General features: G+C 52.5%; 19 protein-coding genes. 8 read left to right on the forward strand and 11 right to left on the reverse strand.

The annotated features are described in order from the left end of the window. Positions 1–184 precede the first annotated feature (184 nt). Positions 185–1,564 (reverse strand): TRAP transporter large permease, encoded by a 1,380-nt coding sequence (locus ACXAF9_RS17020; protein WP_475076298.1) that lies wholly within the window; start codon positions 1,562–1,564, stop codon positions 185–187. After that, complete coding sequence (locus tag ACXAF9_RS17025; RefSeq protein ID WP_475076301.1) at positions 1,561–2,112, reverse strand: TRAP transporter small permease subunit; 552 nt, start codon at positions 2,110–2,112, stop codon at positions 1,561–1,563. The genes ACXAF9_RS17020 and ACXAF9_RS17025 overlap by 4 nt, the downstream gene beginning before the upstream one ends. A 171-nt stretch (positions 2,113–2,283) precedes the next feature. Between ACXAF9_RS17025 and ACXAF9_RS17030 the strand changes: the two genes are divergently transcribed. The 5 genes from ACXAF9_RS17030 to ACXAF9_RS17050 all read left to right on the forward strand — a co-directional run bounded on the left by ACXAF9_RS17030 (position 2,284) and on the right by ACXAF9_RS17050 (position 5,487). Further along, on the forward strand, positions 2,284–2,895 hold the full coding sequence (locus ACXAF9_RS17030) for a YjaG family protein (protein ID WP_475076303.1): 612 nt from the start codon (positions 2,284–2,286) through the stop codon (positions 2,893–2,895). Positions 2,896–2,897: 2 nt separating this feature from the next. Then, entirely contained in the window at positions 2,898–3,170 is a 273-nt protein-coding gene (locus tag ACXAF9_RS17035; RefSeq protein WP_475076306.1) for a hypothetical protein, read from the forward strand. Beyond that, complete coding sequence (locus ACXAF9_RS17040) at positions 3,160–3,588, forward strand: hypothetical protein (RefSeq protein ID WP_475076307.1); 429 nt, start codon at positions 3,160–3,162, stop codon at positions 3,586–3,588. Before ACXAF9_RS17035 ends, ACXAF9_RS17040 begins: the two co-directional genes overlap by 11 nt. Before the next feature lie 198 nt (positions 3,589–3,786). Then, positions 3,787–4,776 (forward strand): GTP-binding protein, encoded by a 990-nt coding sequence (locus ACXAF9_RS17045; RefSeq protein WP_475076309.1) that lies wholly within the window; start codon positions 3,787–3,789, stop codon positions 4,774–4,776. Between the two features lie 6 nt (positions 4,777–4,782). Continuing rightward, a complete protein-coding gene (locus tag ACXAF9_RS17050) occupies positions 4,783–5,487 on the forward strand; it encodes a DUF8082 domain-containing protein (protein ID WP_475076311.1) in 705 nt (234 codons plus the stop codon). Between the two features lie 78 nt (positions 5,488–5,565). Here ACXAF9_RS17050 and ACXAF9_RS17055 read toward each other — a convergent pair whose 3' ends face one another. Next, on the reverse strand, positions 5,566–6,507 hold the full coding sequence (locus tag ACXAF9_RS17055) for an NADP-dependent oxidoreductase (protein ID WP_475076315.1): 942 nt from the start codon (positions 6,505–6,507) through the stop codon (positions 5,566–5,568). A 130-nt stretch (positions 6,508–6,637) separates the two neighbouring features. On the opposite strand from ACXAF9_RS17055, the gene ACXAF9_RS17060 reads away from it, so the two are divergent. Both ACXAF9_RS17060 and cysZ read left to right on the forward strand, forming a co-directional pair. Further along, the gene (locus ACXAF9_RS17060) at positions 6,638–6,865 is read left to right on the forward strand and encodes a hypothetical protein (RefSeq protein ID WP_475076319.1); all 228 of its coding nucleotides are present in this window, start codon (positions 6,638–6,640) and stop codon (positions 6,863–6,865) included. Positions 6,866–6,897: 32 nt separating this feature from the next. Then, complete coding sequence (gene cysZ, locus ACXAF9_RS17065) at positions 6,898–7,641, forward strand: sulfate transporter CysZ (protein WP_475076324.1); 744 nt, start codon at positions 6,898–6,900, stop codon at positions 7,639–7,641. Here the strand turns inward: cysZ and phoR are convergent. The 4 genes from phoR to ACXAF9_RS17085 form a co-directional block, all read right to left on the reverse strand. Beyond that, positions 7,638–8,933 (reverse strand): phosphate regulon sensor histidine kinase PhoR, encoded by a 1,296-nt coding sequence (phoR, locus tag ACXAF9_RS17070; protein ID WP_475076327.1) that lies wholly within the window; start codon positions 8,931–8,933, stop codon positions 7,638–7,640. The two genes, cysZ and phoR, sit on opposite strands and share 4 nt — an antisense overlap. 85 nt (positions 8,934–9,018) lie before the next feature. Beyond that, on the reverse strand, positions 9,019–9,714 hold the full coding sequence (gene phoB / locus ACXAF9_RS17075) for a phosphate regulon transcriptional regulator PhoB (protein ID WP_475076329.1): 696 nt from the start codon (positions 9,712–9,714) through the stop codon (positions 9,019–9,021). A gap of 86 nt (positions 9,715–9,800) precedes the next feature. Beyond that, positions 9,801–10,691 (reverse strand): 4-hydroxybenzoate octaprenyltransferase, encoded by an 891-nt coding sequence (ubiA, locus tag ACXAF9_RS17080; RefSeq protein WP_475076331.1) that lies wholly within the window; start codon positions 10,689–10,691, stop codon positions 9,801–9,803. A gap of 24 nt (positions 10,692–10,715) precedes the next feature. Next, a complete protein-coding gene (locus ACXAF9_RS17085) occupies positions 10,716–11,285 on the reverse strand; it encodes a chorismate--pyruvate lyase family protein (RefSeq protein WP_475076333.1) in 570 nt (189 codons plus the stop codon). Positions 11,286–11,434: 149 nt separating this feature from the next. Here ACXAF9_RS17085 and ACXAF9_RS17090 point away from each other — a divergent pair, with 149 nt between their 5' ends. Continuing rightward, positions 11,435–11,998 carry a DUF1415 domain-containing protein gene (locus ACXAF9_RS17090; protein WP_475076335.1) on the forward strand — a complete coding sequence of 188 codons (564 nt, stop codon included), beginning with the start codon at positions 11,435–11,437 and terminating at the stop codon, positions 11,996–11,998. Here the strand turns inward: ACXAF9_RS17090 and ACXAF9_RS17095 are convergent. The 4 genes from ACXAF9_RS17095 to pstA form a co-directional block, all read right to left on the reverse strand. Further along, positions 11,995–13,506 (reverse strand): diguanylate cyclase, encoded by a 1,512-nt coding sequence (locus ACXAF9_RS17095; protein WP_475076337.1) that lies wholly within the window; start codon positions 13,504–13,506, stop codon positions 11,995–11,997. The two genes, ACXAF9_RS17090 and ACXAF9_RS17095, sit on opposite strands and share 4 nt — an antisense overlap. A gap of 109 nt (positions 13,507–13,615) precedes the next feature. After that, the gene (gene phoU / locus ACXAF9_RS17100; RefSeq protein WP_475076339.1) at positions 13,616–14,350 is read right to left on the reverse strand and encodes a phosphate signaling complex protein PhoU; all 735 of its coding nucleotides are present in this window, start codon (positions 14,348–14,350) and stop codon (positions 13,616–13,618) included. 54 nt (positions 14,351–14,404) lie between these two features. Further along, entirely contained in the window at positions 14,405–15,238 is an 834-nt protein-coding gene (gene pstB / locus ACXAF9_RS17105; RefSeq protein WP_475076341.1) for a phosphate ABC transporter ATP-binding protein PstB, read from the reverse strand. A gap of 38 nt (positions 15,239–15,276) precedes the next feature. Further along, a complete protein-coding gene (gene pstA, locus ACXAF9_RS17110; protein WP_475076343.1) occupies positions 15,277–16,965 on the reverse strand; it encodes a phosphate ABC transporter permease PstA in 1,689 nt (562 codons plus the stop codon). Positions 16,966–16,972: the final 7 nt, after the last annotated feature.

Here is a 16,972-nt window from a genome sequence, read left to right on the forward strand (position 1 = left end):
TGCACCATGCGGGGTAAAGTTTGTTTCAAGCAGTGTAACTGAGGATTCGACCGCAGGTCGAGGGCTGAAAGACTTATCCGACAGCCTCAACTCCATAATAACCTTCCTTGTTTCAGAGTAGGCGAAAAATATACCATCTTAATACAACCGTGAAAAATAAACTTTCCACGGTTGTATATGCCTTCTATCCGTACACTACCTCAGGAAGCCATGTCGCTAGGCTTGGCCATGCGGCTAACAAGCCGAGCATGGCTAGCTGGATGATGATAAACGGGATAACCCCTTTGTAGATCTGGCCGGTCGACACACTCTCTGGGGCGACGCCGCGCAAATAGAAGAGCGCAAAGCCAAACGGAGGCGTCAGGAAGGAGGTCTGCAGGTTCAAGGCGATCATGATGCCAAGCCATACAGGGTCCAAGCCCATCGCAAGCAATATCGGCGCTACGATCGGTACCACCACAAAGGTGATCTCGATGAAATCAAGGAAAAAGCCCAAGAAGAACATCACCAGCATCACGATGATCAATGCACCCCAGACACCCCCAGGTAGGTCAGTTAGGAAATCACGCACCAAGTCATCGCCGCCGTAGCCACGGAACACCAGCGAGAAGATCGATGCGCCCACCAAAATGATGAACACCATGGAGCTGACTTGGGTTGTGGAACGCATCACATCCAACAGGATGCGGAACGAGAAGTTACCGTTCATCAGTGACAGTACAATTGCACCAACCGCGCCCACTGCCGCTGCTTCCGTTGGGGTGGCTAAACCGCCCAAGATGGAACCCAGTACTAAGCCGATCAATAAAATCGGTGGGACGAGCGCTTTAAGAATGCGCGAGCCTAAGTTGGTGACCGCCGCGCGTTCCTCTTCGGGGACGGCCGGCACCGATGCCGGTGAAAAGATCGCCTTACCCACCAAATATAGGATGTAGGCACCCACCAATAAAAGACCAGGCACCAAGGCCCCTAGGAACAAATCCCCAACGGTGACGGTCTCGGGGGAGAAGATCCCTTGGTCAAGCTGAGCTTGCTGATACGCCGAGCTGATAACATCGCCCAGCAAAACCAACACGATGGAGGGCGGGATAATCTGCCCCAGTGTGCCGGAGGCGCAAATGACACCGGTGGCTACTTTGGGGTCATACCCACGGCGCAACATGGTCGGTAACGAGAGCAGGCCCATGGTCACAACCGTCGCGCCTACAATGCCGGTACTGGCGGCCAACAGCATACCTACGATGGTGACCGAAATGCCTAAACCGCCGCGCATCGGGCCAAACAAAATGGCCATGGTGTCGAGCAGCTCTTCGGCGATTTTCGATTTCTCCAGCATGACGCCCATGAACACGAAAAGAGGCACGGCAATCAGCACTTCGTTGTTCATCACCCCAAACAATCGGTTAGGGATGGCTTCTAAAAACACGGTATCAAAGTGGCCTGTCACTGCGCCGATGCCCGCAAACAGTAAGCCTGTGCCCGCTAGCGAGAACGCGACGGAGTAACCCATTAAAAGGACAAACACCGCAGCCACAAACAGCAGAAGGGATAGGTATTCCATCATAGTGGGTGCTCCGTCATGTCTTCTTCAAGCAGGTGACCTTGTCCGGCCAAGACCAGAATGGATCGACCCATTTCGGCCAAACCTTGCAACCCCATCAGAACCGGCATCGCAATCAAGGTTGCTTTGAGTAGATAACGAAACGGCAAGCCGCCCGCCTCTTGGGAGCCCTCTTTGAGTGACCAAGACGCCGCGACGTACTCCCATGAGATATAGCCAATGAACCCAATCACTGGGAAGAGTAAAAACAGGGTACCGATTAAATTGATGATCGCTTTCGTGCGCTCGCTGGCCGGGCGGTAGAAAATGTCTACCCGAACGTGCCCATCGTGCTTGAGCGTGTAGGCCGCGCCTAATAAAAACACGAAGCTGTGCATGTAGATCACGGATTCTTGCAGGGCAATATTACCCACTTCAAAAACATAGCGCATGACGACGACCACGAAGGTCACGATGACCATCAGCAGGGTTAACCAGGCAACGGTTCGACCGGTCCACTCACTGATGCCATCGAGCAGTCGCACCAGACGACTCAATGGATTGCTTTGCATTATTGTTCTCTTTAGGTTGCAAGTTAGAGTTGGAAGAGTGTGGCAGGCAGTATATCAATAATAAATAGAGACATTTATCCGTATTACCACCGGTTTTTCCCGTCCGGTTGCTGCAAATTCCCCCAAAAACCTTACAATAGGGGAGTCACTGGGATAAGGATGATAGACGTCATGACCGATAGTTTGCCTGTAGAATCACAACTGCGCTCGCTGGATCACTCTAAGCTGGCGGCTTACTGTGTGGCGTTAACGGAGAGACAGTTTCCTAACTTCCGACTCTTCAGCCGTTTGGTTGAATTTGGCGATGCGGATCAACTGGCCACCATTATCGATGGTGTGTGGCAGTCGCTGGTGCCCGGTGGCGCAAAAATGAACTTTGAAGTTCAGCTCGATAAAGTCGAAGCCAGTATGCCTGACTTGGATGAGTTCGAAATGTACGGCGCGTCTCCTGCGCTGGATGCGGTGGTGTCCTTGTACTCAACGCTGGTGTGCCTACTTGAAGCGGACGTCGATGAGGCGATTGCGGTGGGTAACGTATCGCGTGAGTGTGTTGCCATGTTCATCGAAGTCACCGAGGGCGATGATCAGATGTCCGATGAGGAGATCATCCGACTGATCAACGGTCATGACCTGATGGTCGGCGAAGACGAGTTCCAAGAAGAGGTCGTCGAGCGACTCCAAAATGCCAAAGTCTTGGATAAAGCCTTTATCCAGTCGCTTCGTGAACTCGCACGCAACCAAGGTGCCAGTAACATCGGTATCAGTGAAGACGACGACGCCTAATCATGCTTAAAGCGGGCCTATGCCTTTTAGTGATCCCCTCTGTGCTGATCATGGCAGGCTACCTCTACGAGCTCTCCAATGTGAATGAGTGCATCGGTGCCGGTGGCTCGTTTGACTACTGGATTGGTCAGTGCGACTTTGAGCAATCTCATCTGTTTGTTCCCTTTATGATTCGTCATCCCGAGCTTGTAAACGGCGGCATGCTGGTGGCGGTTGCGGGTCTAGCCTTGTGTGTGGCGGGTTTATATCGCCGCGGAGTGCCAAATGAAGCGTAAGCTGTGGTTGCTGTTCCTACTGGTCGTCATCGGTGGTGGTGTTTACCTTTGGTTCCATCAAGATGAGATCACCGAAACCTTTAACCAAGAGCGTGCCGAAGACCGCGAAAAGTTCACCCAAGAAGGCCTTCAATATGGCCAAGCACACTCGCAACAAGCGTGTCTGGATAAAACCCTAACCGACCTGAACGGCTGTAACTCGTTTGGTTGCTCGGTGAATGCGGGGCTCTTCCTAAAACACTGCTGGAATGTCGCCAGCGACTCCCCTGCGATGTGTGACGGGGTACCTGCCTTTCAAGAAAAACCCAGTGAAGATGACAAAACCTGGGCCAAAGCGTATTGCATCGATCGGGACATCCGCAGCGAAGGATGTCGCAAGCTGATCATGCGTCAACTCTCTCAATTATGTAGTAAATAAGAGACGTTCTCATATGCCCCACGAAAGTTGAATCGAAAAGGGCAAAAACTTTCAAAAGGTTACTTTTTAAGCTATTTTTCATAAAGGTCCTGTCTGACAGGATTACTCGGATAATGACCTCATTAAATAGGACCGACTCGAATAATAATAATCAGAGCATCAACTCAGGCTTCAAGGGCCCAGCGTGGATTTTACCGAATGAAGTACCAAAAGCTCCTGTTCATAGGACCCGTAGGAGCGGGTAAAACGTCAGCGATCAGGGCGTTGAGTGAACACGATGAGAACATCGAAACAGAAGCGGTAGCGAGTGACCTTACAGGATTGCGTAAATCGACAACCACGGTTGCGATGGATTACTCAAGTTTGCCTGTAAGTGAAGATGAAACCATTCTGCTTTACGGCACGCCAGGACAGGCCCGATTCCGCTTCATGTGGGATCTGCTTGCGAACAACTTGGCGGCGGACTGTGCCGGCATCATTTTTCTGGTGGACAACACCCGAAACTATCCGATGCAGGATCTGAAATATTATGCACGAGAGTTTGGCGAATTAATCGCCAGAAAACAGGTCATTATCGGCGTGACTCGCTCGGACCTTCGGGCTGAACCAAAGCTTGAAGAGTACCAAGCAACGCTGGACGAGTTGGGGATTGATGCCCCCATCGAGTTTATCGATGCACGACTCGGTTGTTCCGTCTTACCGCTGGTTCAGCGGATTTTGGAAGAGCGGATGTCGTTTGATGATTGGCCGTCACTCTATGAACGGGCGGCTGAGAGGGACTCAGAAAGGATCGTGCAAGAGACGGATGTTCAGCCGCAAGAGTCGGATTTTGAAGTGGATTCTTACCAAGGGGATACAGTCGTCGTGAAAGATTCAATCGTCGATGATGTGATGAACTTTCAGGGAGTGCGTGGCGCTGCGCTGACCGATGAGATGGGAGAGATCGTTACCTCTTCAATAGAGTCTCAGGAAGTGAATGATTTTGTAGGATTTATCGCAGGCCTGGTCAAAGTCTTTGAGGAAACCTCAGACCTTGGCACGGTTCAAAGTGTGGTACTGAAAAGCACCAAAGAGGATAACCTATCGGTGTTTTTCAAAGGTGATCAAACGCTCGGTGTGCAGTCATCAAACCGAGTATCGGTGCGTACCCTAAAGCAGCAAGTTGATGACGTGTTGCAGTGGGGGTAATGATCAATGAGTAAGCTATTACAAGATCTCGAGAAACTCGGGGGGATTCAATACAGCTGTCTGGCCAGTGCCGAGGGCTTAGTAGCATCCACCTTCCCTGAGCTGCTGGCCTCAAATATGAGTGGTGCCTCCCAAGTGGTGAACCAGATTTTTGCGGCCGTCACGGGTGTTGGGATGGACCATCGCGAGATGATCCTTGAGCTTGATGAAAACCTCTTGATGGCGTTTCAGGTCACCGACGAGCTGGTGCTCATTCTGTTGACCGCCAAAGAGGTCAACATGGCCTTGATCAACACCAGTGTACGCTCGATGATGCCACGTTTCCAAAGTGAAGAGCAGACGAGCGCCGAAGTGAGTGTGGCTGATCCGCCGGTGCTAGAAGTCGCACCTATGCCAACTGAAGCTCCTGAGCAAGCGCCCGCAGCCGAGCCTGTTGCCGCCGAAAAACCAGCTGAAAACCCAGCGTTGGAAGCCCAACTGAAAGGCTTGATGAAGCAGTTAGAAGAACTCTTGGCGGAGTATATTGGCCCTGCGGCGGCAATCGTGTTTGATGATGCCTACGACAGTTGGAAGGCCAAGCACGGTGTGCGTATGAACAAGATTGCTGAGCTTTTGAAAGGCATGGCGATTGAGATCGAAGAAAAAGATGACCGCACAACCTTCCTTCAGCGTGCGGTAACCACGGTCAAAGCGTTTACAGGTAAAGCCTAGCTCGCGTTTTAATCTGAGAACGAAAAAAGGATCTCCAGTGAGGTCCTTTTTTTATGCTATCGCGGCCACATCGTACGACTAAAACATCACCACTACTTTGCCGCGGGTATGGCCGCTGGCCACGGCGTTGTAGGCGTCTTTGATCTGATCGATCGAGTAGTGGGCGGCAATGTCCAGCTTAAGTGTTCCTTGTGTTACTTGATCCACCAAGATGGCGAGTTGCTTACCGCAAGGCTCCACACGAATCGGTTCTGCGCGTTTTCCAGCGGCCGTTGCCGCTTCGATCACCTGATCTTTCGTGACACTTGGAAGCGTCACCAGAACGCCGCTGTATGTGAGTGCGCTAACGGCATCAACGCCCGTCTGACCGCCCACACCATCAATAATCAGATCAAAACCGGTCAGGGCCGAGATCGCGTCTGTGTCTTTGTAATCCACCACTTCATCACAGCCTAAGTTCAGAAGATGAGCGTGATTACTGGGGGAGGCAGTTCCGACCACATAAGCACCCTCGGCTTTGGCCAGTTGCACGGCCAAATGCCCAACACCGCCAGCAGCGGCGAGGATCAACACTCGTTGTTTGGGCTGCAAGTTGCCTTTGTCGAACAGGGCTTGGTACGCGGTCAGGCCTGCTAGGGCCAAGCCTGCGGCGCATCGATCATCCACAGAGGAGGGCAGGTGAGCAATCTGATCGGCCGGTGCACTGACTTGCTCTGCAAAACAGCCAGCGCGGTTTGGGAAGTGTAAAAAGCCGACCACCCGATCCCCTGATGCAAAGCCCGATACGTCCGAGCCGCAACCGATCACCGTACCGGTGCATTCCCAACCCGGAATAAACGGACGCTCTTCGCCAATAAATGGAGCGGCTCCACCCCCTGCGGCCGTTTTTACATCAATGGGGTTGATGCCAACGGCTCGGGTACGAATCAGAACATCACCGGCTTTCATTTCGGGTTCACTGGTGTTGGTCAGTGTCAGCGCATCGGTGCCGGTCAGCTCGTTCAGTACAATCGCTTTCATAAGATTCTGCCTATTGCCGGTGCAGTCAAAAACGGGCTACATCCAAAGTGGTAAGGCTTAGCAGCGTAACGCTAGAGCGAAGTGAGTGCAATTCTGTTAGGCTCGGTCAGTAAAAAACCGAGGAAAATCCATGTATTATCTTGCCGTGCTTGAACCCTTCCTGTTTTGGGGTGGTCTGATTGTGTTTTTGGTGTCGCTGGCGATGTACGTTGGCCGCACAAAAGACATGAAGTCCGTTCTGCTGTTTTGGCAGCCGACCATTTTGTTTAGCCCAAAAGAGTTTAAGGTCAATCGCATAGGACTTGGAATGATGGTGATGGCGGTCATAATCCGGATCACCCTATTTGTGGTGTACTGAGGCGTTAGGCCTTAGGCAAGAGAGGAGTTGTCATGAGAGGGAACCCCATAAAGGGCGTTGGTTATCTGTTTCGCGGCTTTGGACTGCTGACGAAACCTGGGCTTCGCCGATTTGTTATTGTGCCTTTGGTGGTCAATGTTTTGTTGTTTGCGGTTGCCATCGGGCTGTTGGTCTCGCAATTTGATGATTGGGTGGCGTACGCGCTGAGCTTCCTGCCTTCGTGGCTGTCTTTTTTGGACTGGCTGTTGTGGCCCTTGTTCGCGTTAACCATATTGGTGATGGTGTACTACGGGTTTTCCATCGTGGCGAACCTGATCGCTGCGCCGTTTAATGGCTTTTTGTCCGAAAAGGTGGAGCAGCTGTACCGTGGCGAGAAAGTGACGGATGAAGGTTGGGGCGAGATCATTAAAATCATTCCGCAGTCAATCGGGCGAGAGTTGTCGAAAATGATGTATTACTTGCCTCGTGCGGTGATCATCTTTGCGTTCACCTTTATCCCGGTGGTGAACATCATCTCTCCGCTTTTATGGTTATTGTTCGGTGCTTGGATGATGTCGATCCAATATTGCGATTACCCAATGGATAACAACAAGGTGACCTTTAAGCGCATGACCAAGCTGTTGGCCGAGCGTCGTTTAACCTCGATTAGCTTTGGTGGCATTGTTCAAATTGGCTCGTTAGTGCCTATTTTGAACTTGGTTGTGATGCCAGCGGCGGTCATCGGTGCCACGCTTTACTGGTTGGAAGAGCACATGCACATCGCAGTCGACGATTAAGCCGCCTGCGTTTTGCAGATCATCTCGTTAGGGAAGTGGCAGGTAAACGTACTGCCCTTTCCTAATTCGCTGTGAATCTCTAGGCGCGCCCCGTGTCGATAGAGGGCGTGTTTCACAATCGCAAGACCCAGCCCCGTGCCGCCTGTGGCGGTCGAGCGGCCTTCATCCACCCGATAGAATCGCTCGGTTAGGCGAGGTATGTGGATTGAGTCGATCCCGATGCCGTTATCCTTCACCGAGAAATGCCCACCTTTACCATCCACCCACCAACGTATGTGGATCTCACCACCATTCGGCGTGTAACGCACCGCGTTGTACACCAGGTTCGAGAAGGCGCTGTGCAGCTCCTGTGGTTGGCCTAACAGATCGTACTCATCGTCGGCTTGTAAGGTCAGGGTATGGCCGCGCTCCTGTGAGAGCACCGATGCATCATGGTGAATGGTCGAGAGCAACGCACCCAGCTCAATGGGGTGCTCATCGTGCACTTGCTGGCTCGACTCAAGTCTTGAAAGCAGTAATAAGTCAGAGACCAGATTTTCCATTCGGTTGGATTGGGCCAGCATCTGCTTGAGGGCTCGCTGCATCGCGTTGGGTAATGGTTGATCTTGGAAGGTCTCAAGATACCCGCGGATCACCGTAAGCGGCGTACGCAGCTCGTGGGAGGCGTTGGCCACAAAGTCCTGTCGGGTTTGTTCTAGGCGGACCAGTCGCGTGATGTTACGCACCACCAACAGGCGATCGTTATCGCCAAACTTCATGATTTGATATTGTAAAATGGTGTCCGATTGAACAGGGCTTGGCAGCTGAATCGGCTCATCGTACTGATGTTTTCGATAGTAGCGAATAAAGCGCGGATCACGCAGTAAGTTCATCACCGGCATACCGCGGTCACTGCCGTGCTTGAAGCCTAGAAGTTGCTCGGCGGCGCGGTTCCACCACTCGAGGTTGTGATTTTGATCGATGATGACGATGCCATCGGGCAGCGCAGCCGAGGATTGCTCAAAGCGATTGATGATTTTTTTGAGTTCAAGGCGGCGCTTATGATGGCGCTTTTGGAGTCGATGTAGGTCGTCAAACAACTCGCCCCACACCTGATCGGATTCGGGAACCGGTTGATCATGATTGTGCAGCCAAGCTTGAAGGCGGGCCAGCTGTTTGAGCTGAAAAAACGCCCACACTAAAAGGCCAATCACGATGCCCCAACTGATCGATCCGAACATCAAACCGATCACACCGAAGATCGCCGCATACATCACTAACTGACTGATGGCGGCTTTAGGAAAACTTTGCATGTGACTCCACATCATTCAGGCGAACGGGGCGTTTGGTCGACGCCCTTAAAGCTGTCACCCGATCACTTGCGGATAAAAACGCAGATTAGGCGACCTGAGTTGAGAAACGGTACCCTGTTCCCCGCACCGTTTGTACCAGATGATCATAATCGCTGCCAAGTGCTTTTCGAAGGCGACGGATATGCACATCAACGGTTCGCTCTTCTACATAGACATTTCCGCCCCACACCATATCCAGCAGCTGACCACGAGAGTAAGCTCGGTCTTGGTGGGTCATGAAAAACTGCAGTAAGCGAAATTCGGTCGGGCCAAGCTCTAGTGCTTTGCCACCGGCGGTCACACGGTGTGAGATAGGGTCCAACGTTAGGCCCTCAACCGTGACGGGCTCTTCGATCCCTTTTGGTGTCGCGCGGCGCAAAACGGCCTTAAGGCGCGCCACCAGTTCACGCGGGGAGAACGGCTTGGTGATGTAATCATCCACACCCGCTTCCAGACCTTTAATTTTGCTGTCTTCTTCGCCTTTGGCGGTCAGCATGATGATCGGGATATCGGCCGTGGTTTCATCTTTGCGTAGACGGCGGGCCAGTTCGATGCCGCTCACGTTGGGCATCATCCAGTCCAGCAGGATCATGTCCGGCTGTCGATCAATGATCTTTGCGTGCGCATCCTGCGCATTCTCAGCTTCGATGCACTCGTATCCAGCCATTTCCAAGGCTACGGCAATCATTTCACGAATCGGTGCTTCGTCATCGACGATCAGCACGGTTTTACTTGCAGACATGTGGGCGCCTCTACGCTTTTTGTTCGATCCTAAAAAGTCGCGAGTATTACAGTCTTTTTATGTGACAGAAATATGACAGATCGACATCAAACTGTCATAAAGTGTAAAACAATTCCGGCAAAAACCACTAATTCGGCCCAATGATTGTTCAAAAAGGCTTTAAAGCACGCATCGCGGTCCCGATCACGGATCAGAGTTTGCTGATACACAAAGAAGCCGATGGCCGCACACAAGCTTGCGTAGTAGATCCACCCCAGCGACTCCAAGACGCCAACTAAGGCTAACAGGACAATCGCCAACAGCTGCAGTAGGCCAATAATGACCTTATCCTGCTCGCCAAACAGAATCGCGGTGGATTTCACCCCGATTTTGAGATCATCGTCCCGATCCACCATGGCGTATTGGGTATCGTAAGCCACGGTCCACAAAATTTTTGCTAGGAAGATCAACCAGGCAGTGAGCGGAAGCGTCTCGTTAACGGCGGTAAACGCCATCGGAATGGCCCAGCCAAAGGCAGCCCCTAAGACCACTTGGGGCAGATGAGTATGGCGCTTCATAAACGGGTATAACGCAGCTAAAAAGAGCGCCCCAAAGGACATCAACACCGTGGTCGCGTTGGTAAAGAGCACCAAGATAAACGCCGCGATCATTAACCCCGCAAAAAGCCCCAAGGCTTCTTTTGAGCTGATTAACTTTTGCGCTAACGGTCGTCCTGCTGTGCGTTTAACGTGACCATCGATGTGGCGATCCGCAAAATCATTGATCACACAGCCTGCGGAGCGGGTCAGAAATACCCCGACAACGAAGATCAGTAATAAAGAGACACTCGGTACCCCCTCAGAGGCGATCCAAAGCGCCCATAGCGTTGGCCATAGTAGCAGGTAGCTGCCAATCGGCTTATCAAAGCGCGTCAGGCGCACGTACACGGATAAGCGTTCTTTTAAGCTAAGGGTGGGGTAAGTGTCCGTTGCAGCCATGCCTGCTCCCTGATCCGAAAACGATTAAAAACGGTGCGGTTGGTAGTCTACCTGCTCCAATGGGGGAAGAAAAACCTCGGCCACTAAGAGCGGTTTTCCAGATAAACAAAACACCGAGCGACGTGCCCATAAGGTATGCTCACGCTCTTTTAGGCGAGCGGTTTGGAGTGGTCCGCGGCGCATGGTGCGGTCTTTAAAGAGCACACTGCCAAGCGAGCGCTGACCAATGCCATACAGCTGACGCTCGCTGCCGATCAACGTGGTAACCGGAATAATCGTGCGCGCCACAACCCAAGATTGCTCGCAGCCTTCTAAAGATACGGTGCGGATGAGGGCTTTTTGCCGTGCGGGAATCGACAACAATCGCGCTTCGTCAACGGTTGGGTAACCCCAGCGTAAATCTAAGAGTTTGACTTCAAAACGGCTGTCACTGGCCAACACCAGATGTTGAGTCAATGATCCACGATCGGTGAGCCACGACTGCCATTGGTGTGGCAAGCGCGCTTGGCGGCCACGTGTGTGATCGTTCCAGTGGTGACATTGACCGGGTGCCCAAATACGTTGCGATAACAAAAGGGCGTCGTGCGTGTTCAATCCAATCATCCTTATTTCGAATGGCGCTAGTGTACGCGCTAAACACCCCTTGCCCAAGTGGAAAGCCGACAACGCGGTGTTGCACTGACACAAGTCCTTGGGAGGCGCGTTAAAAGCACGTATCCTTACCCTTTTGCCCGAGACCTCGCATGACGCCCTACCAACCTGAATATGCCGAACAACTAACCCGCGAGTGGGTTGATACCATGGTGGTTGGGTTAAACCTGTGTCCATTTGCTGCGCCTGTGGTGCGGCAAAACAGCTTACGCTTTGCGGTGAGTGACGCCACCGAGATGGTGGATGCTGTGCAGTTTTTTACGACGGAGCTAGAGCGCATCGCGGACGCCGACCCTAAAGAGATCGCCACCTCGTTACTGATCTTCCCGTATACAGTGGCCGATTTTTATGAGTATTTGATGCTGCTTGATGAATGCCAGTGGCTATTAGGGCGCGGTGGTTATGAAGGTACCTTTCAATTAGCGAGCTTCCACCCAGGCTACCTGTTTGATGGGCCAGACCCGGATGATCTGTCCCACTGGACCAACCGCTCGCCGTTTCCAACGATTCATATCATCCGCGAAGATCAAATGGCCGCGGTGCTCAAACACGTTGAAGACCCAGAGGCGATCCCAGAGCGCAACATCGAGCTGATGGAGTCTCTGGGAAAAGAGGGGCTGATCGAGCGTTTTCCACCGCTTGGGGAATATGCTTAAGCGGCCACTACACAGTTACGTTGCTTGCCTTTGGCTTTGTAGAGCGCCGCATCGGCTTTCTCCACTAACTCATGTGGACTGTGGCTGTTAGACGGAGTAAGCGCACACACACCCTGGCTTGCGGTAACGACCAACCCTGTGGATGAGCGCTCGTGTTTGATGCCAAGCGACATTATGTCTGTGCGGATGCGCTGGGCAACCGCTTCGGCACCGAGTCGATCGGTTTCTGGGAGTAGCACCACAAACTCCTCTCCGCCATAGCGGAAAGCAGCATCGTGGGAGCGGTTTAACGCACCTTGGATTGCGCTGGCCACTTGGCGCAAACAGCTGTCTCCGGCTAAGTGCCCGTAGTGGTCGTTAAAGGCTTTAAAGTGATCCACATCGATCAAAATTAATGAAAGCTGCTGGCGACCACGGCTGGCACGGCGCCATTCCATCTCTAGCACCTTCTCAAACTCGCGTCGATTATTGACACCCGTTAAGCCGTCAATGCGTGCTGAGCGCTCTAAAATATCGCGAGAGCGTTTAAGCTCTAGCATCATTTTAATGCGGGCTTTGACTATCCCGACGGCGCGATGTTGTGGAATGTAGTCCGATACTCCGTGCTCATACGCTTGAAGCTCGGCTGCATCGTCGGTATCACCATTAATGATGGCGATCGGAATAAAAGCGTTATGGATCTTCTGGATTAAGTTTTGGCAGGCCATTAAAGACTCCATCGCGCTGTCACTGCCATCAATTAACAAGAGATCCGGCGTTTCTTCTTGTGCTAACAGATGCTTTTTAAGATCGTTCAGCGTGGCGGGCATCAAAATATTGTACTGCTTGCGCAAGCCATCGATGGTTTGCCAAACGTGTTCTATACCATTTGGGGCAAAAATCGCCAGCGTGTGGTGATCCGAATACTTACACAAGGTGCGCGCGGTGTACTCGCGCTCGGTCAGCTCCCCACCCATAAAGGCTGAAAGCTCCTCTTCGGTGGCTAAGCCGACCAGCGTGCGTTTATCCTCTGCCACAATAGCGGGGACGCGACAGCCTACGCCTGCGACCTCCCAACTTTCTTGCCAGTCATCGAGTTGATCCTCGGTGTCCATATCAATGGACAGCTCGGTGGGTAATCCAGCGGTTTGCAAGGCTTCATAAATCACAGTAGGGGAGGCGATGTCTTGTCCTTCGACCCAGAGTGCATTGTAGAAAAGATCAATAAACGTACGGGCTTTGCTCTGATCAATCTGCTTGGCAGCAATGGCACACAGGTTGGCAAATCGGCTATCTGGACGCTCAGGTGGGAGCGCGATAGTGACCTCGGGGGCTTGGGAGCGCACTTTAAACACATCGCTGGCAAGCTCGGTCAAGATATCGGGGGTATTGCCATAAAGGCCGATGTCTTGGGCGTGTTCGACCAAGCGGATTTCTACACGATCCAGCACATCCAGTGCCTTTAGGCGATGAAACATCGCATAGCTGTAAGGGCAGTTAAGATCGGCATAGGCCACGTACTTACACATGTGTGACTCCAAACAACGGATTTATTAAGTGTCTGGAATGTAACGGCCGTGTGATCAAAAAGTTGACAATAAAAAAGCGACCCTTAGGCCGCTTTTCATATCATCAAGCTTAGGCGTCGTCGTCTTTGGCACCGGCCACTTCACGCATCTCGTCAAGAGGTGTGTGACGTACGTCTGTGCCGCTGACCAGGTAGATTAGGTGCTCGGCCATGTTGCGGGCGTGGTCGCCGATGCGCTCTAGGCTGCGAAGCACCCAGATCACGTTCAAGCAGCTGGAGATGGCACGTGAGTCTTCCATCATAAAGGTCACCAGAGAGCGCATCGCGGTGCGGTACTCTTGGTCGACGGCTTTGTCTTGCTTAGCCACTTGGTACGCCAGCTCCGCATCGTTACGGGCAAACGCGGTTAGAACGTCTTTTACCATCGCGCGCACCAAAGAGCCGATGTGACGGACTTCCTGATAACCGCGCTGTGATTCGCCTTCTTCAACCAGTTCGATGGCGTGACGGCAGATACGGCTGGCTTCATCGCCCATGCGCTCAAGGTCGTTGACCGCTTTAGAGATGGCAATAATCAAACGCAGGTCGCTGGCCGCTGGCTGACGGCGTGCGATGATCATGGTGCAGTGCTCGTCGATCATCAGCTCCATATCATTGGTCTGACGGTCGTTACGGCGTGATTTCTCGGCCAAATCAGCATCGCCTGTTAGCAAGGCTTCAACGGCCTCGCTCACTTGACGCTCTACAATGCCGCCCATGGTCAGCAGTTCGGTACGAATGTTTTCTAGCTCTTCGTTGAACTGCTGGGAGATGTGTGTTGAATAACTTTCGGTGCTTGGTTCCACAATAGACCCCTTAATAATCCGTTTTCCTGACGCAATCGAAGTGTGGGCAGACCGTTAACCGTAACGGCCTGTGATGTAATCTTCGGTTTGCTTCTTCTCAGGGTTGGTGAACAAGGTGTCAGTGACACCGAATTCGATCAGATCACCCATGTACATAAAGGCAGTATAGTCCGAAACACGGGCGGCCTGCTGCATGTTGTGGGTTACGATCACGATCGTGAAGTCATCTTTGAGCGTGTGGATCAGCTCTTCGATTTTCAGTGTCGAGATCGGGTCCAAGGCGGATGCCGGCTCGTCAAGCAACAAGACTTCGGGCTTAACCGCGATGGTACGCGCAATCACCAAACGCTGCTGCTGACCACCGGACATGCCCAGTGCACTCTCGTGCAGGCGGTCTTTGACCTCATCCCAAAGCGCTGCAGAGCGCAGAGCCCATTCAACGGTCTCGTCGATTTCTCGCTTTTTCTTGATCCCTTGAATACGAAGGCCATACGCCACGTTTTCGTAGATCGATTTAGGGAATGGGTTTGGCTTTTGGAACACCATGCCCACACGGCGACGCAGGTCGGCAACATCGACCGTACGGTCGTAGATGTTATTCTCGTCCAGCAGGATTTGACCGGTGATGTTACAGCTGTCCACCAAGTCGTTCATGCGGTTGAAGCAGCGCAGCAGGGTGGATTTACCACAACCGGATGGACCGATAAACGCGGTAACACGCTTTTTCGGGATATCCATTTCGATGCCGTGCAGGGCTTCTTTCTCGCCGTAGCTAAGGCGCAGGTCGCGCACTTTCAGGGCGATGGTTTCGTTTTCCAGAGACAGTTGGCGATCTTCACGCTGCAGTGAGGAGATGTTGACGCCATGGCTTTTGATAGTACTCGTCATTTTAATCAAACCTTTTTAAATCGCTTCGTTCTACAGCGTTACATTTCAAGAGATTTATACTTTTCACGCAGGTGGTTACGGATCTGTACCGCGCTGATGTTCAGCAAGGCGATGACCACCACCAGCAAGAAGGCCGTTGCGTACACCAGTGGGCGTGCGGCCTCAACGTTCGGGCTTTGGAAACCAACATCGTAGATGTGGAAACCTAAGTGCATGAATTTCTGATCCAAGTGCAAGAATGGGTAGTTACCATCCAGCGGCAGATTCGGCGCCAGCTTAACCACACCCACCAGCATCAAGGGCGCTACTTCTCCCGCTGCACGGGCAATCGCAAGGATCACACCGGTCATCATCGCTGGGCTTGCCATCGGCAGTACCACTTTCCATAGGGTTTCTGCTTTGGTTGCACCAAGGGCCAAAGAGCCTTCACGTACCGCACGTGGAATACGGGATAAGCCTTCCTCGGTCGCGACAATCACCACTGGCACGGTTAACAAGGCCAATGTGATGGATGACCACATCAAACCACCGGTACCAAAGGTCGGTGATGGTAAAGCTTCAGGGTAGAACAGACGGTCGATGTTGCCACCTAAGAAGTAGACAAAGAAGCCCAGACCAAACACACCGTAAACGATGGACGGTACACCGGCCAAGTTGTTTACCGCGATGCGGATCAGACGGGTAACAAAGCCTTGCTTGGCGTATTCACGCAAGTAAACCGCTGCGACCACACCAAATGGAGTCACCAGAACCGACATGATGATGACCATCATGACCGTACCAAAGATGGCTGGGAAGATACCGCCTTCGGTGTTCGCTTCGCGAGGCTCGTCAGAGACAAACTCCCACAGCTTAGCGCCGTAGTGGCCGATCTTCTCAAACAGGCCCATGTCGTTGGGGCGGAACGCGCGCACAATCTTCGCTACAGCGATGGTCACGGTTTGGCCGTTAGAGACCTCGGCCGTGATGCTGTCGCGGTTGATTTGCGTGTACAGATCCACCAGTTGCGCTTGCAGTGCTTCGTACTCGCTGTTGAGCTCGTCACGGCGGTTGTTGATCGCATCGAATTCGCTTTGATCGGTTTCGCCTTTCAGTTCCAGAGAGCGCTGCTTCAGACGCAGACGTTCCAGCTCGTAGTTGATCGCACCAATCTCATGCTTTTGGATGGTGTAGATCTCGTCGTGCAGATCTTCGGCACGTTCGATACGCGCTTGGAATTCGTCCCACAGGGCGATGTACTCGTCGGTTTTATCGTAACCTGTGTACTCGCCAACGACTGTATCGCCTTCTTTAACAGAACGCAGGTAGCCGTAGAAGTTACCCCACTCTTCACGCTCAGCGGTGAAGATCATTTCAGGCTTGCTGCGATCTTTCAGGTAGTCATCCAGCACCCAAGTGAAGTCCAAACCACCGACATCACGGTTACCGATTTTCAGAAGATCACGACGCATGGTCGGTACGCCTTCCGGCACATCGACGCCTGCGCCACGCAGCTGCTCGGCTGGGACATCTTCAATTTCGACCACTTCACCGATGATCGGCGTTGATTGACCATCGTGTACGTGATTGGCTTGAATCACATCCGCCGGCCAAAAGTGACCCAAACCGCGCACCGCGATCAGGCCCAACAAACCGACGACCATAATGATGCTGATTGCAACGGCCCCAGCATTCAGCCAGATCCATGGGGAGCCGGATTTTGTCCATTCTGTTAATGATATTCTCATTACTAAA

The sequence above is a fragment of the Neptunomonas sp. ABH4_499 genome, from assembly GCF_056160565.1.